Raw genomic sequence first — 19,742 nt, 5'->3', positions numbered from 1 at the left:
ACGAGCCTCCGCACGGACGGAAACCCCGAAAGCAGCGCGCACGAGCCTTCAAGGAGGAGGCTCGTGCGCGCGGATGCCAGCTACTCCCAGGGGTCGAACAGAGAGTTGTTCTGAGGGGGCTCGTGCGCGCGCCGCGGACCACCTGCGGAGCCCGGACCTGCAGATGTCAGTGGACGGCGCGCTTTTGGCCCTCCCAGTAGGGGGCGCGGAGTTCGCGCTTGAGGATCTTCCCGGTGGGGTTGCGCGGGATGGCGTCGCGGAACTCGACCGTCGAGGGGCACTTGAAGTGCGCCAGCCGCGCCCGGCAGTAGTCGATCAGGTCGGCCGGACCGACGTCGCCGGACGCCACGACCAGCGCCTTCGGCGTCTCGCCCCAGCGGTCGTCGGGGACGCCGATCACCGCGCAGTCGCTCACCTTCGGGTGGCCCATCAGGACGTTCTCGACCTCGGCCGGGTAGATGTTCTCCCCGCCCGAGATGATCATGTCCTTCACCCGGTCGTGGATGAAGAGGTAGCCGTCCTCGTCCAGGTAGCCCGCGTCGCCGGTGCGGAAGAAGCCGTCCGGGAGCAGCGCAGCCTCCGTCGCGGCGGGAAGGTCCCAGTAGCCGATCATGTTCTGGGGCGTCCGGCAGAGGATCTCGCCGACCCGTCCCGCGGGCAGCTCCTCCAGCGTCGCCGGATCGGCGATGCGCAGGTCGCAGGCCGGATACGGGATGCCCGCGCTGCGCAGCCGGGAGGAATTCGGACCGTCCGGATCATGGTCGGCGACGGGCAGGTAGGTGATCGCGCCGGTGGTCTCCGTCAGCCCGTAGACCTGCATGAACGCGGTGCCGGGCAGCATCGCGATCGCGCCCCGCAGCACCTCGTCGCTGATCGGGGACGCGCCGTACAGCAGCAGCCGCAGGCTGGACATGTCGCACGCGCCAACGTCCGGCATCATCTGCATGAACTGCAGCAGGGCCGGGACGAGGAAGATGTGCGTGACCTTGTGCCGCTCGATCGCGCGCGCGATGAGGACGGGGTCCGGTTCGCGTCCGATCACTCCGGTCAGGCCGTCGAACAGGGTGCAGATCGTGAGGACGCTCCCGGCCACGTGGTACTGCGGCATCGCCACCATCAGGACGGTCGACTCGTCCAGACCCCAGAGTTCCTGGGTGATCGGTAGCGCGGTGGCGAAGTTGTCGTGCGTGAGCATCACGCCCTTGGGCAGCCCCGTCGTCCCGGACGAATAGAGCTGCACGAACACGTCCGAGGACTTCGCCTCGTGCGCGGGCGGTGCAGGCGCTCCCGCCCCGATCCATTCCTCGTAGTCGGGCCCGGTCACCACCGTCCGGCTCACGTGTTCGAGGCGATCCTTCAGCGCGTCCAGGACGGGGACGAAGTCGGGCCCCACGACCAGGACTCGTGCGCGCGCGTTGGTGACGATGAACGCCACCTCGTCCGGCGCGAGCCTGTAGTTGACCGGGACCAGGACGGCCCCGATCCGGGCCGCGCCGAACAGCAGCTCGGCGTATTCGAGGGAGTTCTTGTCGAGGATCGCGATCCGGTCGCCGGGCCCGACGCCCGCCGCCGCGAGCGCCGCCGCCGCCCGGTCGGCGCGTTCGTCGAACTCCCGGTAGGTGACCGCGCGGTCGCCCGCGTGGAAGGCGATCTTGTCCGGACGCCCGTGCGCCCGTTCGCGGAGAATCTCGGTCAACACCGGCATGGACCCGCCCCTCTCACCGACGACCCGCCCTCGCCGCCCGGCAGGCGGCGGTGAGGGCATCATCGGGCCATCGGCGTGTCCGGGACAAGCGGTTCCAGCGGTGCTTTTCCGCCCCCGAGCCGAAACGGGAGAGAAAACGGCTAACGCCGTCGCGAGCTCTTGGAGACCAGCGTGACCACGAGCGTGATGACGACAGCGAAGAAGCCGATGATGAAGAAGAACTTCAGCATCGACAGGACCCAGCCGAGCACGGTGAAGGCCAGCCACAGCGCGATGATGACACCAACGATTGTCAGGATTGTCCGTCCCATGCCGTCAAATCTAGGCGCGGAACGCACGAGTCGTCATCACTCTGGAGGACGACCCCGACCCCTACCCGTCCCCTAGGCGGACCCTGAGACCTCAGGAGGACGCCTCCGGGGCACCCCTGAGCGCGCACGAGGCGGGCCACCTGCTGCCGTGGCCCGCCTCGTTTCGTCTCGTCCGCGCGTCCTAGTCGTCCTTCTTCTCGGACGTCTCGGGAAGCGGCTGGTCGAGCTGCGTCATGGGCGACGCCTTCGGCGCGTCCTCGTCCGCCGGCTTGGCAGGGGCGCTGTCGAACATCGTCCGGCTGGCGTCCAGCATGGTCTTGGGAGCGTCCTTCTCGGACGGAGCTGGAGCGGGCGCGGGCGCGGGTGCGGCCTGTGGCGCGGCGGGCGCGGCGGGCGCGGCGGGCGGAGGCGGAACGGCACCCGGCGTGGGCTGCGCGTACGGCCCGGACGGGGCCTGCTGCGGAGGCGCGAACCCGGGAGCGGCGCCGAACGGCTGGCCGCCGGTCTGTCCGGGAGGCTGCGTGCTGAACGGCTGCCCGGCCGGAGGCGGCGGCTGCGGCGCACCCCACTGCGGCGCGCCAGGAGCACCGGGAGCGCCCATCATCGGAGCGCCGGGAGCGGGCGCCATCGCCGGACCACCAGGAGCGGGCATGCCCATGGCCGGACCGGCCGAAGGGCCACGCGACATCCCCAGCAGCGTGCCTACCCCGGCCGCCAGCAACGCCACCACCGGAGTGATCAGCTCCCTGACCGGCATGTCCTTGAACGCCGACGAGATGATGTCGCCGACGTGATCGCCCGCGTAGTAGAGCAGGGTGCCCAGGACGAACCCGATGCGCAGCGCCACGAAAGCGGCGATGGCCGCGAGCACCGGCACCACGAAATTGGACGACCGGACGGCCAGCAGCGGCAACCCGACGATCAACCCCGCCAGGACGAGCTGCATATAGAAGTAGCCATCAGAGAGCAGGAATCCTTGGTGCGCGCCCTCCACGATGACCTGCCGCGCCGAACGGACGGCCAGATAGGTCGTGATCGTGATCACGAGGGTGGCCACCGCGCCGCCCACCATGATCAACAGAATGGCGGGCAGCACACGGGATCCGGCGGGACGGCCCGGACGCGGCGACTGCGGCGGAAACGGAGAACCTGGGGGTACGGCGGGGGTCGGCTGGTGCATTTGACCATTAAAACCACCATCGCGCCTCGGTGCAGCCCCCCGAACCCGATTCCCGCGTCCGAAGACGGCCTGTCCGAAAACCCGAGAGCGACCCCTTCCCCGCCCCCCGAAGGCCCTTTCCAAGCCGAAGTTCTTACGGAGTGATGACGCGACGGGTGTGATTTCCCACGTCGCGCCTACCGTGGACCCGTGAGTTCACCCCCGCGCCCCACCCCCACCGGACGCCCCGCCCCCGCGCCTTCCGGCCGTCCGGCTGCCGCGCCCCCCGGACGCCCCGCCCCCGCCGCCGCGCCCATCGGGCGTCCGGTCGCCGGAGCGGGCGCTGCGGCGCCGGAGGTTCCCGGACGCGTGCTCGTGGTCGACGACGACCCCACGGTCGCCGAGGTCGTCGCCCGCTACCTGCTCCGCGACGGACACGACGTCGAGTGCGTGGCGGACGGCCTCCAGGCGCTCAGGCGCGCCCACGAGAACCCGCCCGACCTGGTCGTCCTCGACCTGATGCTCCCCGGCATGGACGGCCTGGAGGTGTGCCGCAGGCTCCGCGAGACCATGACGGTCCCCATCGTGATGCTCACGGCGCTCGGCGCCGAGGCCGACCGCCTCGTCGGCCTGTCGATGGGCGCGGACGACTACGTCACCAAGCCGTTCAGCCCGCGCGAGCTGGCCCTTCGCGTCCGGTCGGTGCTGCGGCGGGCGCGCGGCGCGGTGGTCCCGACCGCGCAGGGACGCCCGCTCCGGGACGGCGACCTGGAGCTCGACCCGCACGCGCACACGGCCACGCTCGCGGGCGCCCCGCTCACCCTCACCGCCCGCGAGTTCGACCTGCTCGCCTTCCTGCTGCGCCATCCGGGCCGCGCCTTCACCCGCGAGGAGCTTCTCGACCGCGTGTGGGGCTGGTCCTTCGGCGACTCCGCGACCGTGACCGTCCACGTCCGCCGCCTGCGCGAGAAGCTCGAGCCGGACCCGGCCGCCCCGCGCCGCCTGGTCACCGTCTGGGGCGTGGGCTACCGCTACGATCCGTCCCCCGAAGACCAACCCCCTCCGGACGCGGCGGGGCAGGACGACCCCGGGAGGGGCCCGGATGATCCCCCTCGCTGACCTCGTCTGGGTCGCCTGGTACTCCGCGCTGGCGGCCGTGGTGGTCGCCGCCGCCGGCCTGCTGACCCTGCACCTGCTGCGCGGACGGTCCGTGGCGACGCAGCTGACCGTCGTCGGCGTCGCGACCGTGCTGGCGACGGTGTCCGGCATCGTGGTGATCTCGCTGATGATGCTGCTCAACGAGCACGACCTGATCGTGATCCTGTGGGTGGTGCCGGCGGCCGGGATCGTGGCCCTCGCCGTGTCGGTGCTGCTCGGCAGGCGTCTCGTCGCGGCGAACCGGGTGCTCGTGGAGGCCGTCCGGGCCGACTCGTTCGAGCCGCCCGCCGTCCGGCTGCCCGCCGAGCTGGCCGAGCTGTCCCACGAGCTGGAGGCCGCGCGGGCGCGCCTCGCCGCGTCGCACGAGCGCGAGCAGGCCCTGGAGGCGAGCCGCCGCGAACTGGTCGCCTGGGTCAGCCACGACCTGCGCACCCCCCTCGCCGGGCTGCGCGCGATGGCCGAGGCCCTGGAGGACGAGGTCGTCTCCGATCCGGAGACCGTCCACCGCTACCACGGCCGCATGCGCGTCGAGGTGGAGCGGCTGGCCGAGCTGGTGGACGACCTGTTCGAGCTGTCCCGCATCCACGCGGGCGCGCTGCGCCTGTCCCGCGAGCGCGTCGGCCTGGCCGACCTGATCGCCGAGGCCGTCGCGGGCGCAGAGCCGCTGGCCAGCGCGAAGGGCGTCCGGCTGACCGGCGCGGTGTCCGCGGGCGGCCCCGTCCAGGTGGACGCGTCGGAACTCGGCCGCGCCCTGCGCAATCTGGTGGTGAACGCGATCCGGCACACCCCGGGCGACGGCACGATCGAGATCTCCGCCGAACTCGTCGAGGGGGAGGCCCGGGTCACGGTCGCCGACGCCTGCGGCGGCATCCCGGCCGAGGACCTCCCGCGCGTCTTCGACGTCGCCTTCCGCGGCGAGACCGCCCGGACGCCCGGCGGCGGCGGTGGCCTCGGCCTCGCGATCGCCCGGGGCATCGTCGAAGCCCACCGCGGCCGGATCGGCGTCACCAACGCGGGCCCCGGCTGCCGCTTCGAGGTGAGCCTCCCCGCCACCGCCTGACGCGTTGCGCCTTCTGGCCCCGAGTACCCGACGTCGTGCCGAGCGCGCGTCAGGGCGCGCCTACCGTTCGAGGGACTCCTCGATGGCGCGGAACGTCGGGCATGGCCAGCGCCACATGCAGGCCCGGCAGCGCTGGATCGGGTTGTTCGGGTCGCTGGTGATGCCGCCCGCGTCCTGCGGCCGGTGCAGATCGACCAGGCGCAGCGTGAGCTCGGTGAACATCATGACCTCGTCCCGCGCGCCCGACAGGAACGTCAGGTCCTCGCGCGACAACCGGGTACGGATCGGGACGAACCCGGACCGGTTCACGAGGCGGCCGAGGTACTGGGTGGCCGAGCGCCAGGAATTGGACTTCTCCGACCGCGTCCGGACGGATTCGAGGCGGTCGCGCAGCCGGAGCTCGCGGGGATCCACACCCTGCCGGGTCCTCATGGTGGCACACCCCCTCCGCACGGCCACGGCTCCTACGGTCCCCCATGAGGGCAGGTCGCGGGGGGTGAATGGCGCAGATCCAGGGTCCGGACACGGCCAAGAAGCGCCAGATCCGGAACCCGGCACGACGACCTTCCGGACATCCCGGGAGGTAACACCGCGCAACCGGGCCGGACACGCACCGTCGCGGCGCGCGGGACACGCCCACGCGACACGAGGACTTGGCCAACTCCCTGGCTCGGGGGCCGTTCGCCCGATAGTGTGCCCGTCGTGGAGCTCAATGTCTCGACCGCATCTCAGGGAGGTCACGCCGTCGTCACGGCGACCGGCGAGCTGGACCTGTACACCGCGCCCCGGTTGCAGGCCGCACTCGCGGGCCTGCTGCGCGATCAGGCGGACCGCATCACCGTCGATCTGAGCGGTGTGGAATTCTGCGACTCGACCGGCATGAACGTCCTGCTCTCCGCGATGAAGCGGCTCAAGGAGCAGGGCGGCGCGCTGGAACTGGCCGCACCGCGTCCCGCCGTCAAGCGCATCCTGCAGGTCACCGGGCTCGACACGGTGTTCACCGTGGTGGACGCCGTGCCCGCCCTCGACACTCTCTGACGGTCCCCACGACCTGACGGCCCGGCCGGACGGCGCACACCGCGCCGTCCGGCCTTCGCGCGCCCGAAACCGCCTTCTCCCGCCGAGGCGAAGGCGGCCCGGTGTGGACGGTCCGGTCGGGTTCCGGCGTGGCGGGCGCGGCGGTCGCTACGATCGGGCGCATGCAGGACGTAGCGGTGATCATTCCCGCGAAGGACGAGGCCGACCGGATCGGCGCCACGGTCGAGGCCGCGCTGGGACTGCCCGGCGCCGACCTGGTGGTGGTCGTGGACGACGGATCGTCCGACGGCACCGGGAAGGCCGCCGAACGGGCGGGCGCGCGGGTCGTCCGGCACAGCCGCAACCGGGGCAAGGGCGCGGCGATGGAGACCGGCGCGGAGGCCGTCCGGCTGCTGGACCACGGCCGCGACCAGCCTCGCCACCTGCTCTTCCTGGACGCCGACCTCGCGGGCACGGCCGCCGAGGCCGCGCCGCTGGTCGCGCCCGTCCGCGCGGGCGGGGCGGACATGACGATCGCGGTGTTCTCGTCCACGGTGAAGCTCGGGGGGCACGGTTTCGTCGTCCGGCTGTCGCGGGACGGCATCCACCGGGCGACCGGCTGGACGCCGACCCAGCCGCTGAACGGCCAGCGCTGCCTGACCCGCGCCGCGTTCGAGGCCGCCCGGCCGCTCGCCGCCGGGTTCGGCGTCGAGACCGCCCTCACCATCGACCTGCTGCGCAAGGGCTTCCGGGTGACCGAGGTCGAGGTGCCGCTCGCGCACCGCGCCACCGGCACCGACTGGCGCGCCCAGCTGCACCGCGCCCGGCAGTTCCGCGACGTCGCGCGAGCCCTCGCCGTCCGCGAGCCCGCCGTGGCGACCCGCCTGGACCGGCTGCGCGCCTTCCGCCGCCCGTGAAAGCGGCCGACCCCGCCGAGCACCGCCCCCCAGGCCACCGGACCACCCCACCCAACACCGCCCCCGCCCACAGCGCCGCCTTCGCCGCAGACGGCGGTGCGGCCTTTGCCGCGGTCGGCGGTGGGTCCGCTGGGTGTGGTGGTGCGGCTGGGGACGGGCCGGTGCCTGGGGGGGCCGCTCGGGACGGTGTGGTCGGTGGCGGGGCCGGTGCGGGGCCGGCGGGGCGCGGGCTCGGGGTGGCCGGGCTGGCCGGGATCGCGGTCTCGCTGGTGTGCTTCCTGCTCACGGCGTTGCTCGGGCCCTCGGTCTTCCAGCCTGAGCTGCCCGGCCCCAAGGGGCAGCCGCCGTTCTCGCTGACCGCGCATCCGTCGCCGTACCTGGTGATCGGGCTGGTCGCGTTCGGGACGGTCGTCGGCGCGGCGGGGCTGCTCGCGTGTTTCCTGGCCGTCCGGCGCGGGTGGCGGGTGCGCGCGTTTCCGCTGGTCGTGGTGGGGATGCTGGTCGCGGCGGCGTTCACGTTCATGCCGCCGGTCGGGTCGGCCGACCACCTGAACTACGCGTCCTACGGGCGGATGGGGGCCACCGGGCACGATCCGTACACGACGACCGCATCGGACGTCGCGGACGATCCGGTCATCGGCGCGCCCGAGGAGTGGCGGCACACGCCGTCGGTGTACGGGCCGGTCGCGACGGCCGGGCAGGTCGTCGCGTCCTGGGCCGGCGGGGACTCGGTGCGGCTGACGGTGTTCGTCCTGGGCCTGGAGAACCTGCTGGCGTTCGGGTTGACCGGGCTGATCCTCTACCGGACGGCCCGCGACCGCGCCGGACGGCTGCGTTCCGCGCTCATGTGGACGTGCAACCCGCTCCTCCTGTTCCACATGGTCGGAGGCGGGCACAACGACGTCCTCGCGACCGCGCCGATGCTCGCCGGGCTCGTCCTGTGCACGCGGACGGCCGGAGGACCGGCCCGCGCGTTCCTCGGCGGCGTCCTGATCGGGTTCGGGACGGCGATCAAGCTGCCCGCCGCGCTCGTCGGCGGCGGACCCGCCTGGACGCTGCTGCGGCGCGTCCGGGCGGACGGGTCCGCGCGGCGGAGCCTCGCGGCGCTGGTCGCCGGGTCCGTGGCGACGGTCGCGCTCGCCTACGTGCTCGCCGGTCCGCACTCGCTCGACCAGGTCGAACGCGCCAGCCGCATGATCTCGCTCGCGACGCCCTGGCACCTGGTCGCCGTCCTGCACGTGCCCCACCTGCGGACGATCGTCAAGATCGGCTGGGTCGTGGTCATGATCGTCCTGGTGTGGGCGCTCGCGCGCGTCCTGCCCAGGCCGGACGGCCCGGACGAACGCCAGGCGGAGGCGCGGGCCGTCGCGGCGGCGCTGGTGCTGGCCTGGCTGCTCGCCGCGCCCTACGAGCTGCCCTGGTACGACGCGTTCGGCTGGGCCGTCCTCGCCCTGCTGCCGTGGTCGCGGTTCGACCTGCTGCTGCTCGCGCACACCACGGCGCTGTCGCTCGCCTACCTGCCCGCGCGCGGTCCCGACCCCGCCCGGCTCCCGGACGACCTGCACTGGCTGATCAGCGTCGTCCGGTCCGGGGTCATCCCTGTGCTGCTGACGGCTTTGCTGGCGTGGGCGCTGTGGACGGGTCTGCGGGCTCGCCCGCGTCGGCGTCGTCCAGCTCCGTAGCCCGCGTGACCGCCGCGATGAACAGCGGCACGACCAGCGACATCGCCACCGTCAGGATGATCATTCCCGAGTCGTTCACCAGCGTGCCGATCACGCCGACGGTGAGCCCGCAGACCAGCGCCGGGCGCATCGTCTCCGCGCGCGCGTAGGTGCGGGTCAGCAGCGAGGCGCGCCGGTACCGGGACGGCCGGGCCAGGACGAAGTACAGGCACACGATCGCGGCGGCGAGCAGCAGCGTGACCGGCCAGAACGCCAGGCTCCCGACCATCGAGTCGAACTTGCGGGAGATGACCGTCCAGGCTCCGCCGCCGGTCAGGTCGTTCCAGAACCTGCCCATGTGCGTGGGGTGCGCGCTGCGCGAGTTCACATAGGACAGCAGGAGGACGGCCGCCGCGCCCGCCACGCCGAACAGGCCGAGTTTCACCGGCGACACGCGCCGTCCGGACACCATCAGGCCGAGCAGCGCGAACGTCGGGACCATCGCGAGGACGCCGCCGAAGTCGGCGCCCCACATCGGGCCGCCGTCCAGCGCGACCGCGGCGAGGCCGACGACCGCCACGACCAGCACGGCCGCCCAGCGCCGCCCCTGCCGCAGCGGGAAGGCCGCCAGCCACGCCGCCGACAGCACGGCCGCGGCGGCGAACAGGGCGAACGCCTGATTGCCGAAGCCGTAGAAGCGTCCGGCGACGACGGCGGTGTAGCCGAGGAGCGAGTTCATCTGCAGGCTGGAGCCCGCCATGACGTCCAGGCCGAGGGAGGCGGCCGTGACGCCCGCGACGATCAGGCCCGGCGTGGTCACCGACCGCCGCCACGGGCCGCCGAGCGCCAGGGCCGCCATCGCCACGCTGATCGCCAGGACCGTCGCGATCAGCACCGGGGTCGCGTGCGGGGCCTTCCACCAGGGGACGAGCCCGGCCAGGAAGGACGCGCCGGGCACCGCCGCGCCGGTGAGCGCGACCGCGCGCGTCCCGGCGAGGATCCGGCCCCGCGCGGAGGGGCCGCCCCAGCGCCGCCGCAGCGCCAGGCCCGCGATCACGTACAGGACGAGCTGGACGCCCATCACCGTGGACAGGAAGCCGCCCTGCGCGCTCCGGATCGCCTGCCCGGCTACCTCCGCGTCGTTCAGGACCTCGACCTTGCGGGCGGCGGAGTCGTCGGTCGCGCTGGTGCGGAAGGGGGAGCCGACCGCCTCGGCCGGCTCGTGCAGCGCCAGCGCCTTCATGGCCGTGGACGTGAGGTCGGTCAGCGTGACCAGGCCCTCGCGCCGCGTCGCGTCCGAGTACAGGTAGGACGACCCGGTGTAGCCCGGCCCGGTCGCGAGCGCGACCCGCAGGTGCGGCTTCGGCCCGTTGTCGGACATGCCCCCGAGCAGGACGGTCGTGCCCGCCGGGACGCTCGAGAGCACCTTGGCGACCCGCCGGTCGGCCGCCGCCGCGGCGCGCTCCCGGTCGGCCTGGCCGACCGGGACCTGCACGCCCTTCGCGTCCACCCCGGCGGTGAGGTAGACGCGGAACACGTCGTCGATCTGCACGGCGGTCAGGCCGCAGCGCGCCCAGTCGTCCGGGGTCGCGTTGTCGACGCCGCCGACGTAGTGGTCGACGCGTCCGGAGAAGTCGGCGAGGCCGTACACCGCGCCCGGCCCGACCGCCGTCGTGCACAGCCCGGCCCGGTGGGCGGTCTCGCCGAGCAGCCCGGACTTGGCGTGGTAGGACGAGTCGGCGTTGTCCTTGACGATCTTGGGCCAGCCGGGGGCCAGCGCGCCGCCCTGCGCGGGGGCGGGCGACCCGGACGGCACGGGGGAGCCCGGCAGCACCGGGTTGGACGGCAGGACGCAGTCGGCGTCCTTCAGGACCGACCGCTGCCCGGCCGACACCGTCAGCCAGCCGTCGGTGGGGCAGGTGTTGGGCTTGGTCGTGCGGACCGTCATGGCCGCCGCGCCGCCCTGCCCGGTGAGCCGCCAGAGGGCCGGGGTGTTCTTGGCGGTGATGTCCGTCCACATCAGGCCGTCCACGCCCACGAGCACCACGCGTCCGCCGGGAGCGGCCCGGCCGGCGTTCGAGGGCGTGTTCGAGGGCGCGCTCGAACCCGCGCCCGGCTCCGCTGCCTGCGCCGACCACGCGGGCATTCCGAGGAGGAGGCCCATCGCGGCGAGAACCAGCAGGACAGCGGCCACGGCCGGTCGCGGTGTGCGGAGTCTCGCCCCCGGTAGCCCCATGGCGTCCAGGGTAGTGGCACCTTTAGGACAGGATGTGAACATGCGAGGAGCCATGGGGACGGGTGACGTCGCGCCTGAGCGGCGTGAGTCCGCCCTGGACGGGGGTGCGGCGGTGGGGGCGACTGCCGTGAACGAGGCCGCCGCGGAGGACGACGGCCGCAGCGGGAAAGCGCGTGCCCGCACGGGCCGCGGCGCGGGCCGGGACGGTGCGTCTCGCACCACCGACGGCCGCCGTCCGCGAAGCGGTGTGGACTGGCTCATCCTGGCCGCCGGGATCCTGGTCGCCGTGGCGGCGATCACACCGATCGTCGTCCGCTGGCTCGGCAACCCGCCCGACCAGCGGCTCGTCGACCTCGAGGTGTACCGGGAGGGCGGACGGGCGGTCCTGCGGCAGGCCAAGCTGTACGACGTCCTCACCCAGCCGCCGCAGCTGCTCCCCTTCACCTACCCGCCGTTCCCGGCGCTGCTCGCCGTCCCGTTCACGCTGATGTCCTGGACGGCCGCCCAGTGGACCTGGACGATCCTGGAGTACGTCGCGCTCGCCGTGATCGTCCGGTACGCGTTCCGCGACCTGATCGCCCGGACGGGCCGCTGGGCCCCGCTGGCCTTCGGCGTCCTGTTCGGCGCGTGCGCGTGGCTGACCCCGGCGTACGACCAGATCCGGTTCGGGCAGGTCGGCTTCTTCCTCATGGCGCTCTGCCTCGCCGACACGATGGCCCGCACCGCCTACTGGCCGCGCGGCGTCCTGGTCGGCCTGGCCATCGCGATCAAGCTCGTCCCGGGCGTCTTCCTCATCTACTTCCTGATCACCGGACGCCGCCAGGCCGCGGTGAACTCGCTGCTCACGGCCGCCGCCGTGACCCTGTTCGCGTTCGCCTGGCTGCCCAGGGACTCGGCCGACTACTGGTTCGGCGCGCTGCTCCAGGGCGGCGACCGCACCGGCGCGGTGAACGGCACGACCAACCAGGCGCTGAACGGCTGGGTGGCCCGGATCACCCCGGACGGCCCCGTCCGGTCGCTGCTGTGGCTCGCGCTCCTCCTGCTCGTCGCCTACGCCGGGTTCCGGCTGGCCCGCCGGGCGACGGTCGCCGCCGACCGGCTCGCGCTGCCCGCCCTGCCGCCCGACCCGTCTCGGCGCTGGGGGACGGACCGGATGCTCGCCGCCGATCCGGTGTCCGGCGAGGCCGCCCGCAGCCTGCTGCTCGCCGGTGTCGCGATCACCGGCCTGCTCTCGGTGCTGCTGTCCCCGGTCGGCTGGATCCACCACCTCGTGTGGGTCATCGCCGTCATCGGCGCCCTGGCCGGAGACGGGCGGAACGTCCGGAGGTGCCTGCTCGCCGCGGCAGTCTGGCTGTTCTACCTCTTCCCCGTCCCCTGGTGGGGGACGCACCTGACCGGCAAGACCCACCCGCTGATCCTGCAGATCGCCGGGCAGATCATCCGCGACCTGTTCGGCTTCGGAGCGGTCGCCCTCATGGTCGTCCTGGGCGTCTGGCTGGTGAACCGGCTGGCCGTCCGCGGCGATCACGGGGATCCCTCTCGCCCCCGGGACGGTGTCGGTACGCTCACTCCGTGATGCTTGCCGCCGTTGCCATCGTCGGACTCGTCGCCGGTGTGGCCGGACTCTCGGTCGCCGTGGTGGCTCACAACCGGGCCAACCAGGTGGTCGAGGAGTGCGCCGAGGTGCTGCGCCGCCGCCTCCAGGCCGCCGGGCCCGCGAGCGGCGTCGACCGCCAGGCGCTGCGTGACCTGGCGATCGTGCACTACGACGCGCTCAAGGAGATGTCCGGCCACCGCTCCTTCTCGCTCGCCCTGATCAACGCGTCCGGGGACGGGGTCGTGATCAGCTCGATCATCGGCCGCACCGAGACCCGCACCTACGCCAAGCCCATCCGCGACGGCCACCCCTCCGAGCCCCTGTCGCCGGAGGAGAACCAGGCCCTGCGCGCCGCCCGGCTCGGCAAGGGACCCGTCGTGACCATGGACGACCCGCTCCCCGACTTCGGCGACTCCGGCCGAACCGCCCGCTCGCGTACCTGAGATCTCACCCGTCCACCACGTACACTCCTGACGTCCGGGACACTCGCAGTCGGGGGGACGCACCGTGCCTGAGCCGCGCAAATGGGCCTATCTGGGGCCGAAGGGCACCTTCACCGAGGCTGCGCTGCGCGCCCATCCCGGCGCGATCGGCGCCGAGCACGTCCCGTTCGCGACCGTCCCCGCCGCGCTCGACGCCCTGCGCACCGGCGAGGTCGACGGCGCGGTCGTCGCCCTGGAGAACTCCGTCGAGGGGTCGGTCCCGACCACGCTGGACGAGCTGGCCACCGGCGACCCCGTCCAGATCGTCGGCGAGATCCACCTGCCGGTCTCGTTCGCCCTGCTCGTCCGGCCCGGCACCGCCCTCGAGGACGTCAAGACCGTCGCGTCCCACCCGCACGCCCAGCCGCAGTGCCGCCGCTGGCTCGCCGCGAACGTCCCGGACGCCGAGTGGCGCGCCGCCACGTCCAACGCCGAGGCCGCCCAGCACGTCGCGGACGGCCACTACGACGCCGCCCTCGCGGGCTCCTTCGCCGCGGCCCGCTACGGCCTGGAGGTCCTCGCCGACGAGATCCACGACGTCGCCGACGCCGTCACCCGCTTCGTCGCCCTCCGCCGCCCGTGCTCCCCGCCGCCCCCCACCGGCATGGACCGCACCAGCGTCGTCGCCTTCATCGGCGAGGACCACCCCGGCGCCCTCGTGGAGATCATCACCGAGTTCTCCGTCCGCGGCATCAACCTGTCCCTCATCCAGTCCCGTCCGACCGGCCAGGGCCTCGGCTCCTACCTGTTCTGGATGGACTTCGAGGGCCACGTCTTCGAGTCCCGCGTCGGCGAGGCCCTCATGGCCCTGCGCCGCGTCTGCGCCGACGTCCGCTTCCTCGGCTCCTACGCCCGCGCCGACAAGGTCCGCCCCGACATCCGCCGCGGCACCCACGACCACGACTTCACCGAAGCCGCCGCCTGGCTCGCCACCATCCGCTGCGGCGCCACCGACCGCTGACCGCCGCCCAACAAAACCCGCCCCGAAGGTAAACCCGCACTAACCTCCACGCGTCCCCTCCATGCTCGCCCTGAACGATCATGGAGTACCCCCCTTGCGCCTCCACCTCGCCGCGATCACCGCCGCACTCGTCCTCGTCCCGGCCGCGGCCCCCGCCTGGGCGGACACCACCCCACCCGCAATCACCGCCACCCAGCCCGCCGCGGAAGCCGGGCCGGTCATCCTCTCGGTCACCATGGAACCGATCGGCACCCGGGCGCGCATCTTCGTGCACGCGGTGTCGGCCGTGGGCATCACAAAGGTCAGCGCCTCCCTGCGCCTGAAGGGCAGCGACGAAACGTACGCGCTCGACGGCGACGTCAAGCGCTTTTACGGCACCGAGCAGGACGGGAACTGGAACCCGACGCCCTTCGAACTGAAGGAGGGCCGCACCTACCTGGACCTGGAGCTCACCGACGCGACCGGAGCCCGCAAGACCGTCCGGGCGGCGACCTTCACCGACCTTCCCGCGAGCAGGTTCTCCGTTGAGGCGTCCGTGCTCGGTGGGAATCTCAACCCGTACCCGACCTCGAAGGCGTTCGGGCTGTCGGCCACCGTCCGGCATCTCCGGCCGGTCGGCCGCGTCACCGCGCAGCTTCACAAATGGCAGTCGGACGAGACGGTGGGGGACGAGATCCCGCTGTCGGTACGGTCCACCTCTCAGGGCGTGACGGTCTACGAGGCGAAAGACGTGTTCAAGCCCCCGGTCGGCGACTACGACATCGTGGTCACCGCCACGGACGACCAGGGAGACTCCGTCCAGGCCCGGACCGGGCGCGTCATCGAGGGCATCGCGTCGCGGATCGACGAGCTCAAGGCCACGCCGGACTGGTACGACGCCGACCACCGCGACGTGACGATCACCGGACGGCTGGTCTCCGCCGACGGCTCGCCTCTCGAGGGCACGACCGTCACGGTCTCCGGCACCGAGAACCAGACGACGACCGCCGCCGACGGTACCTTCACGCTGAAGCTGACCGCCCAGTCCGTGACCGTCCGGATCGTCAGCTCCAGGCGTGGCTTCCAGCTCGCGACGAAGGCGACCGTCGCCCTCGAACACCACAGCATCCCGTCGCGGCTCTCCCTCAAGTCCAGCGCCGGGGCCGCGAAGATCGGCGACAGCGTGACGCTGTCCGGAACCTTGGAGCGCCAGACGACGCCGGGCGCGTACGCCCCCCTCGCCGGCCGGACCGTCACCATCCTCTACTACGACCGCGACACCCGGGTGACCTCCTGGGACTACGCCACCGCGACCACCGACGCGAATGGCCGCTACTCGGTGAAGGTCACCGTTCCCGGCTCGGGCCAGTGGACGGCGCGCGCGAACCTCAGCGGGGGCGATTTCGCCACAGCGGAGGCCGATATCGACATCGATGCGTCCTACCGGACCTCGGTCGTCGACTTCCAGACCACCACCCCCCGCGTCGCCGCCCGCGGAAAGGCCACCCTGACCGGACGCGTCGTCCGGTCCCACGCGTCCCCCGCGCTCACCCCGGTCGGCGTCGGCGACGTCTCGGTGTTCTTCGCCGCGGACGGCAAGAACTGGACCTACCAGGGAAGCCTCCGTACCACTGCGGACGGCCGTTTCACCGCGACGAAGACCGCCGCCCGCGACGGCTACTGGCAGGTCCGCTACGACGGTGGGTACAGCTACCTCCCCGTCCCCCCGTGGGGCGTCCGGTACGCCTTCGACGAGCCGTCCACCAGCGGCCGGGTCTTCGTCGACACGGCGATCGCCACAAGGATCTCGTCGTTCAACGCGTCGCCGGAGCCGGTGAGGAAGGGGCGGACGCTCACGGTCAAGGGACGCGTCACCAAGCAGGTCGGCACGTGGAAGGCGGGGGCGGGGGCGACGCTGACGGTCTACTTCAAGCCGTCCGGGTCGTCCAAGTGGAAGGCGATGGGGACAGCGAAGGCCGACCGCAACGGCTGGTTCACCAAGAACTTCAAAGCGTCCGCCGACGGCACCTGGGCCGCCGCCTACGCAGGCAGCAGCACCTACCTCGGCGTCTGGAGCGCGGGCGACTACGTCGACGTCCGTTGAGTCGCCGCGTACGCGGGCAGCGGCACCTACCTGGGCGTTTGGAGCAAGTCCGACTTTGTCGATGTCTCGTCCTGGTGAGAAGGTGAGCGCGCGGAGGTAAACCCGCCTTGATCTTTGCGCGTCGTCTCCTTGCCTCCCTCACGTGACCACGGAGAACCTCCCTTGCGAAGAACCCTCGCGACCCTGATGTCGCTGCTCACCGTCCTGGCCCTGCTGCCGTTCGCCTCACCCGCGTCCGCCTCGTCCGCGCCGGTCGTCGCCGAAGCGTCGATCACGGTCAAGGACGGCAGGGCGACACCGCAGGTCCGGCTGCTGTCGACCACGGTGAACGCCACGGTCGAGTTCCGGCTCCGTCTCAAGGGCGCGACCGAACCGTACGCGACCGTCCCGGACGTCCCCTTCGGGTGGGGGGTCATCGGTCAGGGCGGTATCTGGGCCAAGCAGAGCCCGACGGACCTGCGGCCCGGGCGCACCTACCTGGACCTGACGGTCAGCGAGCCGTCGGGCGGTCGCCTCGACGTGTCCGAGGCCGCCTTCGTCGACTCCCCGACCGGCGTCTTCAGCGTCTCGAGCGGGGTCGGGCGCGGGACGGTAACCTCGTCGTTCGCCGTCACCCCGTTCGTGCTGCACTCCGGGACCGTCAGCAAGATCGTCGCGCGCCTCTACCGGGCCGGGACGACCGAGCAGGTCGGCGACGACGTCGTCCCGTCCCCGCACGGCACCGCCAAGTACCCGACCCACACCCGCACGGACTACACCGCCTCCTTCAACCCGCCCCCGGGCGACTACGAGGTCGCGGTCTCAGCCTGGGACGAGCAGGGCGACGTGCGGACCACGCGCAGCGGCATCGTCAGCCGGAAGCTGGCCCAGCGGTTCGAGGACCTGCGTTCCGACCCGTCCTGGACGGACGTGAACCACCCGGACGCGACGATCACCGGCCGGGTCGTGGACGCCGCCGGGCAGCCGCTGTCCGGCGTGACGGTCAGCAGCGGCACCCCGCGCACCACCACCGCCGCGGACGGCTCCTTCTCCCTGAAGGTCAAGGTCACCGAGAAGCAGGTGGGGATCTTCGCCTCGGGGCACGGCGAGTACGCCGAGACGACCGCGTGGCTCGACGTCGAGCGCCGTCCGGTCAACACGCGGGTGACCCTCACTCCGAGCACGGCGAAGGCCCACGCGGGCGACACGATCAAGCTGTCCGGCCAGCTGGACGTCGCCGGGGCCACCGCGTGGCAGCCCTTCGCGGGTCGCACCGTGTACCTCTCGTACCAGGACGCGGAGGCCCCCGGGAGAGAGCAGCCCGCCCCGGCGGTCACCACCGACGCGAACGGCCGCTTCAGCGCGGACGTCGAGTTCCACGGCAGCGGAAAGTGGACCGCGTGGTTCAACCGCGCCCTCGGCGACCCCGACTACTGGAGCACCCACGCCGACACGGACGTCAAGGCGGTCTTCGGGACGCAGATCACCTCCGTGGTCAGGCCCACGAGCCCGTCCGGTTACCGGGGCCCGATCACGATCACCGGGCAGGTCGTCCGCCCGCTCGCCCCGGCCAGCCGCAAGAACGTCAAGCAGGGGTACGTCAACCTCCAGTACTCGGCCGACGGCAAGCGCTGGGTCAACCAGACCGGAGCCAACACCGACGCGAACGGCCGTTTCAAGGTCTCCGCCCTCCTGTGGAACGACGGCTACTGGCGCGTCCGGTACGCGGGGGCTACCCCGTCGCAGGGATCTTGGGACGATCCGTCGGTCACCTCGTCCTTCTACGTGGACGTGAAGTACAAGACGGCGGTCTCGTCGTTCGACGCGTCCCCGGAGCCCGTGAAGAAGGGCCGCACCCTCACGGTCAAGGGCAAGATCACCAAGTTCACCGGGAGCTGGCAACCCGCCGCCGGGACGACGCTGACGGTCTACTTCAAGCCGTCCGGCTCGTCCAAGTGGAAGGCCATGGGAACCACCAAGGCCGACCGCAACGGCTGGTTCACCAAGAACCTCAAGGCCACCGCCGATGGCACCTGGGCCGCCGCCTACGTGGGCAGCAGCACCTACCTCGGTGTCTGGAGCGCGGGCGACTACGTCGACGTCCGTTGACCACCCCGAGAGTCGAAGGGGCCGTCTCCGTGGAGACGGCCCCTTCGTCGTTCTGGACGGTTGCTCGGTCCACAAATCTCGAACTTCAGGTAATCGTTCGACCGCGTTCGGTAACGTACCCCTCATGGTCAAGCCCCCACATGAGGCGCTGCATCAGATCTTTCGCCATGACCCCCGGCTGTTCGCCGAGTTCCTGGACAGGTCGGCGGGCCTCGCGTTCCCCAAGGTGCTCGCCGTCCACGAGCTCAACTCGAACCTGAACGAGATCAGGACGGTCGAGGCCGAGGCCGACACCGTCCTCATGGTCGAGACCGTGGACGGCCCGCACATCGTGGTCATCGAGGCCCAGGGGCGCGTCGACAAGGACAAGCTCAAGTCGTGGCCGTACTACGTGGCCTATCTGCGCAACAAGTACGACTGCGAGGTCACCCTCATCGTCGTCTGCCACGACCTCGCCACCGCGGACTGGGCGCGGCAGGAGATCGTCACAGGACTGGCGAACCGGCCGTCCCAGTGCACCTGGCCGATCGTCCTCGCGGCGGACAACGTCAGCCCGCTGACCTCGGCCGCCGAGTTCGTCCGCGACCCGATGTCCGCCGCGTTCCGCGTCCTGACCCACGCGTCCTCGAAGCCGACGGCGGGCATAATCGAAATCCTGGAGAAGGGGGTGGCCGCCCTCAAGCAGCAGGACGTGGAGACCGCCCGCTTCCTGGGCAACTTCCTTCACGCGGGGCTGGCCAAGAGCACCCTGCTCGAACCCTGGAGGCAGATTGTGAGCACGATCATCAAGGACAACAGACTCTTCGAGGAGATCCGCGCCGAAGGCCACGCCGAAGGCCACGCCGAGGGCCACGCCGAGGGCCAGGTCGAAGGGGAGCAGGAGATGCTGCTCACCGCGCTCGCGGCGAAGGGGTTCGAGCTGAGTGACGCCCATCGGGCGCGGATCACCTCCTGCACCGACACCGCGACGCTGAAGCGATGGCTGGTTCGGGCCCTCCAGGCCAGCTCGCTGGACGAAGTCTTCAGCGAAGGATGAACGCGCACGCAGCCGCCGGAGCCGGATCGTGAACAGGAGCGGCAACAACCTCCTCTTCGAGGAGATCCGCGCCGAGGGCCGTGCCGAAGGCCGGATCGTCGGTCGGATGGAGGTCCTGCTCGACCTTCTGGCGGCGAAGGGGTTCGAGCTGAGTGAGGCTGACCGGACGCGGGTCGTCTCCTGTAGCGACACCGCGACGCTTCAGCGGTGGTTGGTTCGGGCTGTTCGGGCGGGTTCGTTGGATGAGGTGTTCGGCGAGGGCTGACGGCCT

At 72.1% G+C, this 19,742-nt stretch carries 17 protein-coding genes; 12 read left to right on the top strand and 5 right to left on the bottom strand.

Going from position 1 to position 19,742, the window contains the following annotated elements:
• Positions 1-166: 166 nt before the first annotated feature.
• The 3 genes from P696_RS0111745 to P696_RS0111735 form a co-directional block, all read right to left on the bottom strand.
• Complete coding sequence (locus P696_RS0111745; RefSeq protein WP_026412493.1) at positions 167-1,705, bottom strand: long-chain-fatty-acid--CoA ligase; 1,539 nt, start codon at positions 1,703-1,705, stop codon at positions 167-169.
• Positions 1,706-1,845: 140 nt separating this feature from the next.
• On the bottom strand, positions 1,846-2,016 hold the full coding sequence (locus tag P696_RS56885; protein WP_170026416.1) for a hypothetical protein: 171 nt from the start codon (positions 2,014-2,016) through the stop codon (positions 1,846-1,848).
• Between the two features lie 181 nt (positions 2,017-2,197).
• Positions 2,198-3,112, bottom strand: coding sequence for a hypothetical protein (locus P696_RS0111735; RefSeq protein ID WP_211245699.1), 915 nt, complete (start codon positions 3,110-3,112; stop codon positions 2,198-2,200).
• 273 nt (positions 3,113-3,385) lie between these two features.
• Here P696_RS0111735 and P696_RS44880 point away from each other — a divergent pair, with 273 nt between their 5' ends.
• Positions 3,386-4,294: a response regulator transcription factor gene (locus P696_RS44880; RefSeq protein WP_084337265.1), complete on the top strand. Its 909-nt coding sequence runs from the start codon at positions 3,386-3,388 to the stop codon at positions 4,292-4,294.
• The gene (locus P696_RS0111725) at positions 4,278-5,393 is read left to right on the top strand and encodes a sensor histidine kinase (RefSeq protein WP_026412490.1); all 1,116 of its coding nucleotides are present in this window, start codon (positions 4,278-4,280) and stop codon (positions 5,391-5,393) included. The genes P696_RS44880 and P696_RS0111725 overlap by 17 nt, the downstream gene beginning before the upstream one ends.
• A 60-nt stretch (positions 5,394-5,453) precedes the next feature.
• Here P696_RS0111725 and P696_RS0111720 read toward each other — a convergent pair whose 3' ends face one another.
• Positions 5,454-5,825: a hypothetical protein gene (locus P696_RS0111720; protein ID WP_026412489.1), complete on the bottom strand. Its 372-nt coding sequence runs from the start codon at positions 5,823-5,825 to the stop codon at positions 5,454-5,456.
• Between the two features lie 270 nt (positions 5,826-6,095).
• Between P696_RS0111720 and P696_RS0111715 the strand changes: the two genes are divergently transcribed.
• The 3 genes from P696_RS0111715 to mptB all read left to right on the top strand — a co-directional run bounded on the left by P696_RS0111715 (position 6,096) and on the right by mptB (position 9,009).
• Positions 6,096-6,431 (top strand): STAS domain-containing protein, encoded by a 336-nt coding sequence (locus tag P696_RS0111715; RefSeq protein ID WP_026412488.1) that lies wholly within the window; start codon positions 6,096-6,098, stop codon positions 6,429-6,431.
• A 161-nt stretch (positions 6,432-6,592) separates the two neighbouring features.
• Entirely contained in the window at positions 6,593-7,327 is a 735-nt protein-coding gene (locus P696_RS0111710) for a glycosyltransferase family 2 protein (RefSeq protein ID WP_026412487.1), read from the top strand.
• A gap of 161 nt (positions 7,328-7,488) precedes the next feature.
• Entirely contained in the window at positions 7,489-9,009 is a 1,521-nt protein-coding gene (mptB, locus tag P696_RS54255) for a polyprenol phosphomannose-dependent alpha 1,6 mannosyltransferase MptB (RefSeq protein WP_157429631.1), read from the top strand.
• Here the strand turns inward: mptB and P696_RS0111700 are convergent.
• Positions 8,921-11,224 carry a hypothetical protein gene (locus P696_RS0111700; RefSeq protein WP_051467341.1) on the bottom strand — a complete coding sequence of 768 codons (2,304 nt, stop codon included), beginning with the start codon at positions 11,222-11,224 and terminating at the stop codon, positions 8,921-8,923. The genes mptB and P696_RS0111700 overlap by 89 nt on opposite strands.
• A 40-nt stretch (positions 11,225-11,264) precedes the next feature.
• Between P696_RS0111700 and P696_RS0111695 the strand changes: the two genes are divergently transcribed.
• The 7 genes from P696_RS0111695 (at position 11,265) to P696_RS0111665 (ending at position 19,736) form a co-directional block, all read left to right on the top strand.
• Positions 11,265-12,800, top strand: coding sequence for a glycosyltransferase 87 family protein (locus tag P696_RS0111695; protein WP_245627611.1), 1,536 nt, complete (start codon positions 11,265-11,267; stop codon positions 12,798-12,800).
• On the top strand, positions 12,800-13,264 hold the full coding sequence (locus P696_RS0111690) for a DUF4446 family protein (protein ID WP_034484165.1): 465 nt from the start codon (positions 12,800-12,802) through the stop codon (positions 13,262-13,264). Before P696_RS0111695 ends, P696_RS0111690 begins: the two co-directional genes overlap by 1 nt.
• Before the next feature lie 64 nt (positions 13,265-13,328).
• Positions 13,329-14,264 carry a prephenate dehydratase gene (gene pheA, locus P696_RS0111685; protein WP_026412483.1) on the top strand — a complete coding sequence of 312 codons (936 nt, stop codon included), beginning with the start codon at positions 13,329-13,331 and terminating at the stop codon, positions 14,262-14,264.
• Between the two features lie 94 nt (positions 14,265-14,358).
• The gene (locus tag P696_RS0111680) at positions 14,359-16,347 is read left to right on the top strand and encodes a carboxypeptidase regulatory-like domain-containing protein (protein WP_026412482.1); all 1,989 of its coding nucleotides are present in this window, start codon (positions 14,359-14,361) and stop codon (positions 16,345-16,347) included.
• A gap of 162 nt (positions 16,348-16,509) precedes the next feature.
• Positions 16,510-18,435: a carboxypeptidase-like regulatory domain-containing protein gene (locus P696_RS0111675; protein ID WP_157429630.1), complete on the top strand. Its 1,926-nt coding sequence runs from the start codon at positions 16,510-16,512 to the stop codon at positions 18,433-18,435.
• Positions 18,436-18,559: 124 nt separating this feature from the next.
• Positions 18,560-19,471 carry an RpnC/YadD family protein gene (locus P696_RS44875; RefSeq protein ID WP_034484161.1) on the top strand — a complete coding sequence of 304 codons (912 nt, stop codon included), beginning with the start codon at positions 18,560-18,562 and terminating at the stop codon, positions 19,469-19,471.
• A 28-nt stretch (positions 19,472-19,499) separates the two neighbouring features.
• A complete protein-coding gene (locus P696_RS0111665; protein ID WP_211245698.1) occupies positions 19,500-19,736 on the top strand; it encodes a hypothetical protein in 237 nt (78 codons plus the stop codon).
• The last annotated feature ends 6 nt before the right edge of the window (positions 19,737-19,742 follow it).

Origin of the sequence: Actinomadura oligospora ATCC 43269, from assembly GCF_000518265.1 — a bacterium.
Classification (GTDB): Bacteria; Actinomycetota; Actinomycetes; order Streptosporangiales; family Streptosporangiaceae; genus Spirillospora; species Spirillospora oligospora.
This window is presented reverse-complemented; position numbering and strand designations above follow the sequence as displayed.